The sequence below is a fragment of the Nocardia wallacei genome, assembly GCF_029869545.1.
In the GTDB taxonomy this organism is placed as follows: domain Bacteria; phylum Actinomycetota; class Actinomycetes; order Mycobacteriales; family Mycobacteriaceae; genus Nocardia; species Nocardia wallacei_A.
This window is the reverse complement of the sequence record NZ_JARWQD010000317.1, coordinates 1-7,292: the sequence shown is the minus strand read 5'-3', so window position 1 is coordinate 7,292 and position 7,292 is coordinate 1. Positions and strand designations below refer to the sequence as shown.

Below are 7,292 nucleotides of genomic sequence, written 5' to 3'. Positions count from 1 at the left end.
CCCCCCCCCCCCGCGGCGGATCCACCCCGCCCCGCCCGGCCCATCACAGCCGCAGAACCCCCAGTCCCGACCGGGACACCACCCACCACGGCGGCGCCCGAGCCCGCCGCACAACCCGCGGCCGCCCCGCCCGCCGCCCGGCCGCACCCCCGCCGAACCCGATCCACCCCAACACCGCCAGCCCCAACGCCAGCACCAGCCCCGCCAACACGAACACACAGGCATGCATCCCCCCATGCACCCCGCCACACCCCTCACAATCCACCCCACCACTCGCCGGTGCCCCCTCGGCCCACGCCCCGGAACCGCCCACCAACTTCCCGCCATCTCCCAAACTGGCGGTTGTCTGTACGCGGCCGGATGTTGGCGCTTGCCCGTATGCCTGGGCGTAGCCGGGCGTGTGTGCATTGCGGGTTGCCTGCGCGTGGCGGGTTGTCGGTGCGTGCCCGGTTGCCTGGGGCGGGTCGGGCCTATGTGCGTGGCCAGGCGCCTGGATACGGCCGGGTGTTTGCGCGTAAGCCGCGGCCTGGGTGTGGCTGGGCGGTTGTGGGTGGCCGGATGCCTGGGGATGGGCCGCGGCTTGGGCGTGGCCGCTGGTGAAGACGACCGCGTGCATGATGGCGACGGCTGCCAGCAGCGCCAGCGTGCCGAGCAGCCGGAGATATCCGGGGGCTCGGGGGCTGGGCTGGGTGACCACGCCGCCATTCTAGGGCTTCCGGCGGGAATACCCCCTTCCCGTATGGAATATCGGCGGGTTCGGGGCGTTCGACTCAGTTGTTGAGCCGAGCTAATGAGAGGGTGTCCGTTGACCGCCGCCACCAGGAAACCCTCGATCGGCCTCCGCTCCGAGCGCGGCGCGATCCTCGCGGCGCTGATGCTGTCCACCTCCCTGGTGGCGCTGGACTCGACGATCATCGCCACCGCCGTGCTCTCCATCACCGACAACCTCGGCGGCTTCGCTCAGTTCCCCTGGCTGTTCTCGATCTATCTGCTGGCGCAGGCGGTGACGGTCCCGATCTACGGCAAGCTCGCCGACACCTTCGGCCGCAAGCCGGTGATGCTGTTCGGCATCGCCGTCTTCGCGCTCGGCTCGCTGCTGTGCGGTCTCGCGTCGAATATGCTCGCGCTCATCATCTTTCGCGCCGTGCAGGGCATCGGCGCGGGCGCGGTGCAGCCGATGTCGATGACCATCGCCGGTGACATCTACACCCTCGAGGAACGCGCCACCGTGCAGGGCTACCTGGCCAGCGTGTGGGCGGCCTCGTCGGTTCTCGGGCCGCTGCTGGGCGGGCTGTTCTCCGACTACCTCAGCTGGCGGTGGATCTTCCTGATCAATCTGCCGCTCGCGGCGCTGGCGGCCTGGGTGCTGATGCGGTCGTTCCGGGAGACCGCGCCCCGGCAACGGCACCGCGTCGACTACCTCGGCGCCGCGCTGCTGGCCGTGGGCGCGGGCGCGGTCATCTTGGGACTGCTCGAGGGCGGGCACTCGTGGGCGTGGGATTCGCCGATCGGTATCGCGGTGTTCGCGGGTGGCGCGGCGCTGCTGGTGCTGTTCGGCTTCGTCGAGCAGCGCGCCGCGAATCCGATTCTGCCGCTGTGGGTTTTCACCCGCCGCATCGTCGTGACGAGCAGTCTGGCGTCGCTGCTGATCGGGGCGGTCATGCTCGGATTGACCTCGTACGTACCGACTTTCGCGCAGGGCGTGCTCGGCGTCGGCGCGCTCGTGGCCGGGCTGACGGTCGGCGCGCTCACGCTGGGCTGGCCCCTGACCGCCTCGCTGGCCGGAAAGCTGTACCTGCGCATCGGTTTTCGCCGTACCGCGCTGATCGGCAGCACGCTGGCCGCCCTCGGTGCGCTGTCGACCCTGCTGCTCGGCAGCGGCTCCGGACTGTGGCAGATCGCGCTGAGCTGTTTCGTCGTCGGCGCCGGATTGGGCTGGGTCGCGGCACCGACCCTGATCGCCGCCCAGACCAGCGCGGAATGGAGCGAGCGCGGCGTGGTGACCGGTACCAACATGTTCGCCCGCTCGATCGGCAGCGCCGTGGGTGTCGCGGTCTTCGGTGCCCTGGTGAACATGCGGGTGGGCGCCGCCGAACATCCAGCGCCGGAGGTGCTGTCGTCGGCGATCCACCTGGTGTTCCTCGGGGTCTCGGCGATGGCGGTGGTGATGGTCGTGGCCGCCGCGGCGCTGCCGCGCAGCAAGGCAGCGCATTCGGTGCCGGTGGCGGCGGAAAGCGTGGCGGCCGCACAGGATTGACGGTCCGCTCACCGGTCGCGGTCGGCTCATGGCCCCGCGCTCGTCGGACGTGCGGCGTAGGGTGGGGCGCATGGGACAGTTCGGTGAACTCCTGCACGGCGGGAGGCTGCGCAAGGAGAGCGACGACGAGGCGGGCAGCGGCCAGTCGTTCGAGGTCGGCGAGCTCGATCTCGACCGCGGCGTCATCCGGCTCGGACCGAGACCCGCCGCGCCACGCGACGACGAATCCGAGGAGTGATCGGCCCGCCCGGACCGGAGAAGTGATCGCCCATCCGAAACGAGCGCCGGAGTGATCGCCCATCCGAAACGAGCGCCGGAGTGATCGACCCTGACTAACGGACGCGCGAAGCGTGTTGCGGTAAATTTGCTGTGACCCGATCTTGCGGTACCGGACCCGGAAGGGGTGCCTGGATGGCCGAGCTACTCGATCCCGTGGTGGCGAAGTTCGTGGACACGCTCAACGCGGGCGACAGCGCCTCCTTCTACGACCTGCTCACCGACGACGCCACCATGTCCGACGACGGCAGCGACCGCGACCTGCGGCAGTGGGTGCAGGGCGAGGCGTTCGACACCAACGGCCGCATGACCGTCGACCCGGCCACGATCGCCGACGGCGGCCGATCCTTCGTCGCCGACTACACCAACGACCGCTGGGGCTCCATGCGCACCGCCTGGCGTTTCACCGTCGCGGGCGAGAAGGTCTCCCGCTTCGAAACCGGCCAGGCCTGATCCCGGCCAAAAGCAGGCCGGGATCCATGCTCACCCCGTGGCGACGTCGATGACCAGCCGTGCCGGATTCTCCAGCGAACTGACCGCGAACCCGGGCTTGTCGGCATTCACGCCGATGAACGACTGTGTGGTGCCCTCGAAGACCTGCGTGCCGTAGACGCCCGCGATCCCGGGCACGCCGGGGTCGGTCGCCGGATCGGGGCCCGCGTAAGGGGTGGCACCGCTGTCCCACGGATAGGCCGAGCCCAGGATCTGCACCTCGAGGATCGACTGCCCGGCCACGTCGACCACCCGGCCGCTGCCGTCCTGCACCGCGCGGCCTGTGTACTGCACCCGCCAGCCCGGTGTGCCGGTCCCGCCGAGCTCGTAGACCACCCGGTCGAAGCCGTCGTGATGACCGAGGCGCACGCCGGTGACGGTGAGGCGGGCGTCGCTCGAGGGCTTGCCCTCCCGGGGCGATGTGCCCGTCGGCGGCGGGGATTCGGGCCCGCTGGTCGACGGCGCCGAGGTCGCGGCGGGCCGCTGCTCCGCCGTCTCGGACGCACCGTCGGAGCAACCCGCCAGCAGTGCGAGCCCCGCGACCACTGTCAACGCCAGCCTGTTACGCATGGGGCCGATGGTATGCGGTGAGACCACCGGGGTCGGCGCGACGACACGGCAACGATCTAGCACACTGTAGGCGTGCAGGAGGTCGACGACGTATTGAGCCGGCTGCGGCGATACCCGGACGTGGAAGCGGTGAACCTCTACGCGGTCGACGCCGCCGACCGGTTGATCCTCGATGTCGCCGCCGACGCCCTCGCCGCCGCCGGGGGCGAGGGCGAGGGCGTCGCGGTGGTCGACGACGGGTACGGCGCGCTCACCCTGGGCGCCATCGCCACCCACGAGCTGAGCGGGGTCCGCGTGCACCAGGACCTGCTCACCGGCGAACTCGCGCTGGCCAACAACGCGCGCGCCCTCGGGCTGTCCGACCGCTACACGGCCCACGCCCTCGGCCGCCGCCTGCTCGAGGGTGCGCGGGTGGTGCTGCTGCGACTGCCCCGGGCGCTGTCCGGGCTGGCCGAGATCGCCGACGCCGTCGCCCGCTACGCCGATCCCGAGGTCGAGGTGTTCGCCGGTGCCCGCGACAAATATCTGACACCGGCCATGAACGACGTGCTGAGCGAGTCGTTCGCCTCGGTGCGCGCCAGCCGGGGGCGGCAGAAGTCGCGAATCCTGTTGGCGCAGCACCCGAAACCGCTCGGCGATCCGCCCTTTCCCGTGCGCAACCAGCTCGACGAGCTGGGACTGGAGGTCGTCGCGCACGGTGCCGCGTTCTCGGGCCCGCGCCTGGACATCGGCACCCGTTTCCTGCTCGAGCACGTCCGGCGCATGAAGCCGGACGCCCGCGAGGCGATCGATCTGGGTTGCGGCACCGGCATTCTGGCGGTCGCGCTGGCCAAGGCGCGCCCGCGGATCAGCGTGGTCGGCACCGATCAGTCGGCGGCGGCGGTCGCCTCGGCGCGCGCGACGGCCGCGGCGAACTGTGTGGCCGATCGGGTGACGGTGCTGCGCGACGACGCGATGGCGGGGGTGGCCGCGCACAGCGCGGACCTCGTGGTGTGCAACCCCCCTTTCCATGTGGGCGCGGCGGTGCACACCGGCTCGGCGATCAAGATGTTCGCCGAGACGGGACGGGTGCTGCGGCCCGGCGGTGAGTTATGGACTGTGTACAACTCGCACCTGAACTATCGTGGGGTCATGGAACGGCTGGTCGGCAAGACCGACGTGGTGGCTCGCAACCGCAAATTCACGGTGACGCGGTCGATGCGTGGTCTGCGCGACGTCCGGCAGGAGTAGGTTCCGGGCAGTAGTAGAGTCCGCTTTGTCCGGATTTTCGCCCGGTTCGGGAACTTGATCCTGCCGCGGCACGTTGGATACTCGAAACGGCCACGAGAGTCGTGGACCGCGACCTTCGGAAAGGCACGAGAACGGTGCGCACCTCAAGCAACCCGATCTTCAAGAACCTGCCGCAACAGCAGGGTGGATACGCGGGGTTCGGTTCGGCGGCTGCGGGCGCCGGGCAATTCGCGCAGTACGGGCAGCAGCCGCAGGGCTACGAGCAGCAGTACCAGCCGCCGACCCAGGCGGGCGCTCGCCCGATGACCATCGACGACGTCGTCACGAAGACGGGTATCACGCTGGGCGTGGTTACCCTGGCGGCGATCATCTCCTACGGATTGACCGCCGCCAACCACGCGCTGGCACCGCTGTTCGTCATCGTCGGCGGCCTGGTCGGCCTGGTGCTGGTGCTGGTCGCGACGTTCGGCCGCAAGCAGGACAACCCGGCCATCGTGCTCAGCTACGCCGCGTTCGAGGGCATGTTCCTGGGCGCGCTGTCGTTCATGTTCACCAACGTCGCCTTCGGCGGCGTGGGCGGCTCGGCGCTGATCGCGCAGGCGGTGCTCGGCACCTTCGGCGTGTTCTTCGGCATGCTCGTGGTGTACAAGACCGGCGCCATCCGGGTGACGCCGCGATTCACCCGCATGATCGTCGGCGCGATGATCGGCGTGCTGGTCCTGATGCTCGGCAACATGGTCGCCGCGTTCTTCACCCCGGGCGGGTTCGGCCTGCGTGACGGCGGCACGATCTCGATCATCTTCAGCCTGGTCGTGATCGCGATCGCCGCGTTCAGCTTCCTGCTCGACTTCGACGCCGCCGACCAGCTGATCCGCGCGCAGGCGCCGGAGAAGGCCGCGTGGGGCGTGGCGCTCGGCCTCACTGTCACCCTGGTCTGGCTGTACCTCGAGATCCTGCGGCTGCTCAGTTACCTGCAGAACGACTAGCGGCCCGGACAGCCTGGCGGGTGGTCACCGAATCCTCGGTGACCACCCGCTTTGCGTATGATTCCGGCCATGTCGCGGCACGGCTCCGTGATCGGCGCGGGCCGTGGCCGCGCGCGGGATCAATCGGGTGCGCGACGGTGTTGGGATAGTGGTGCACGACGGTGGAGGAGTGCGGAAAGGGAGGGCCGTGCCGTACGCAAAGGCCGCCGATGGCGTAAGGATCGCGTATCAGGTGGCGGGCGCGGGCACGCCGCTGTTGCTGATCGCGGGCCAGTCCAACAACCATCACTGGTGGGACGGCATCCGCGACGACTTCCACGGCACGCATCGCACGATCACCTTCGACTACCGCGGCACGGGGGACAGCGACAAGCCGGATATCCCGTACAGCACACCGGGGTTCGCGGAGGATGCGATCGCGGTGCTGGACGATCTCGGCATCGACCGCGCCGACGTCTACGGCACCTCGATGGGCGGCCGCGTGGCGCAGTGGGTGGCGGCCCGATACCCTGACCGCGTGCGCGCGCTGGTGCTCGGCTGCACCTCGCCCGGTGGCAGGCACGGTGTGGAGCGCGGTCCGGAAATCCGTGCCCTGCTGGCGAATCCGGCGACGGCCGAACAGACGCTGCAGGACCTCATGTACACCCCGAAATGGCTCGCGACCCACCCCGGGCCCTACCAGACCCTCGGCGATCCGGAGATGCCGTCCCATGCCCGCCGCCGTCATCTGATCGCGAGCCATCGCCACGACGCCTGGGATGTCCTGCCCGACATCGCCGCTGCGACGCTGGTCGTGCACGGCACCGACGACCGCTTCAATCCGGCCGCCAATGCGCCGCTGCTCGCCGAGCGGATACCCGGCGCCCGGCTGCACCTCATCCCGGGTGCCAGGCACGCCTATTTCGAGGAGTTCCGTTCCGTCGCAGGGCCGTTGGTCCGGGACTTCCTGACGTCCGCCGGGCGTTGAACCCCGCCTGCGATCAGTCGCGTAGTGCCGACGGCGGCAGGATGTCGGTGGCGACGTGGTCGTCGCCGCAGTGGTCGGCCAGGATCCCCACGCTGTCGGAGTTGTTCGTGCGCAGCGGCAGAATCGCCTGATACTCCGGCGAGGCGTACCACGCCTGCGCCGCATCGTAATCCGGGAATTCGATCACGATCGCACGGCCGTCGACGGGTCCCTCGACGACGCATTGCCGCCCACCGTGCACGATGAATTTCCCGCCGAACGGCGCCAGGGTGTCATCGATCCGCCGCAGGTACTCGACTATTTCGGCATTGGCGTCGACATCGTGCAGATGAGCGATGGCATAAGCAGGCATCTCGGACTCCTCGACCGTATTCCTTTGATGCCCTGGATATTTCCGCGCCTATGCCTGGAAGTCGATTACCTGGGGGATAAGGGAGAGCCCCGGGGGGGAAGGCGCGGGGGGGGGGGGCGGGGGGGGAGGTAAGGTTGTAGACGGCGGCGGGGGGGCTATAAT

Annotated in this window: 8 protein-coding genes; 6 read left to right on the top strand and 2 right to left on the bottom strand. The window is 69.7% G+C overall.

Annotation, left to right across the window (positions count from 1 at the left end; translation table 11 throughout):
* Positions 1-805 precede the first annotated feature (805 nt).
* The 3 genes from QH290_RS29015 to QH290_RS29005 all read left to right on the top strand — a co-directional run bounded on the left by QH290_RS29015 (position 806) and on the right by QH290_RS29005 (position 2,986).
* Positions 806-2,257 (top strand): MDR family MFS transporter, encoded by a 1,452-nt coding sequence (locus tag QH290_RS29015; RefSeq protein ID WP_280386352.1) that lies wholly within the window; start codon positions 806-808, stop codon positions 2,255-2,257.
* A gap of 70 nt (positions 2,258-2,327) precedes the next feature.
* Entirely contained in the window at positions 2,328-2,495 is a 168-nt protein-coding gene (locus QH290_RS29010; RefSeq protein ID WP_280266086.1) for a hypothetical protein, read from the top strand.
* A gap of 173 nt (positions 2,496-2,668) precedes the next feature.
* Entirely contained in the window at positions 2,669-2,986 is a 318-nt protein-coding gene (locus tag QH290_RS29005; RefSeq protein ID WP_280266085.1) for a nuclear transport factor 2-like protein, read from the top strand.
* 30 nt (positions 2,987-3,016) lie between these two features.
* Here the strand turns inward: QH290_RS29005 and QH290_RS29000 are convergent, their stop codons facing one another.
* On the bottom strand, positions 3,017-3,595 hold the full coding sequence (locus tag QH290_RS29000) for an AMIN-like domain-containing (lipo)protein (protein ID WP_280266084.1): 579 nt from the start codon (positions 3,593-3,595) through the stop codon (positions 3,017-3,019).
* A gap of 72 nt (positions 3,596-3,667) precedes the next feature.
* Here QH290_RS29000 and QH290_RS28995 point away from each other — a divergent pair, with 72 nt between their 5' ends.
* The 3 genes from QH290_RS28995 to QH290_RS28985 all read left to right on the top strand — a co-directional run bounded on the left by QH290_RS28995 (position 3,668) and on the right by QH290_RS28985 (position 6,778).
* Positions 3,668-4,825, top strand: a complete 1,158-nt coding sequence (locus tag QH290_RS28995; RefSeq protein WP_280386350.1) for a class I SAM-dependent methyltransferase — start codon at positions 3,668-3,670, stop codon at positions 4,823-4,825.
* A 134-nt stretch (positions 4,826-4,959) separates the two neighbouring features.
* On the top strand, positions 4,960-5,811 hold the full coding sequence (locus QH290_RS28990; protein ID WP_280386348.1) for a Bax inhibitor-1/YccA family protein: 852 nt from the start codon (positions 4,960-4,962) through the stop codon (positions 5,809-5,811).
* Positions 5,812-5,998: 187 nt separating this feature from the next.
* Positions 5,999-6,778: an alpha/beta fold hydrolase gene (locus QH290_RS28985; RefSeq protein ID WP_280386347.1), complete on the top strand. Its 780-nt coding sequence runs from the start codon at positions 5,999-6,001 to the stop codon at positions 6,776-6,778.
* Between the two features lie 13 nt (positions 6,779-6,791).
* Here QH290_RS28985 and QH290_RS28980 read toward each other — a convergent pair whose 3' ends face one another.
* Positions 6,792-7,130: a DUF1330 domain-containing protein gene (locus tag QH290_RS28980; protein ID WP_280265164.1), complete on the bottom strand. Its 339-nt coding sequence runs from the start codon at positions 7,128-7,130 to the stop codon at positions 6,792-6,794.
* Positions 7,131-7,292 lie beyond the last annotated feature (162 nt).

Bases quoted from the DNA above. Each gene is read 5' to 3' on its own strand.
- QH290_RS29010 (WP_280266086.1), top strand. From the start codon at position 2,328: ATGGGACAGTTCGGTGAACTCCTGCACGGCGGGAGGCTGCGCAAGGAG.
- QH290_RS29005 (WP_280266085.1), top strand. From the start codon at position 2,669: ATGGCCGAGCTACTCGATCCCGTGGTGGCGAAGTTCGTGGACACGCTC.
- QH290_RS29000 (WP_280266084.1), bottom strand. From the start codon at position 3,595: ATGCGTAACAGGCTGGCGTTGACAGTGGTCGCGGGGCTCGCACTGCTG.
- QH290_RS28980 (WP_280265164.1), bottom strand. From the start codon at position 7,130: ATGCCTGCTTATGCCATCGCTCATCTGCACGATGTCGACGCCAATGCC.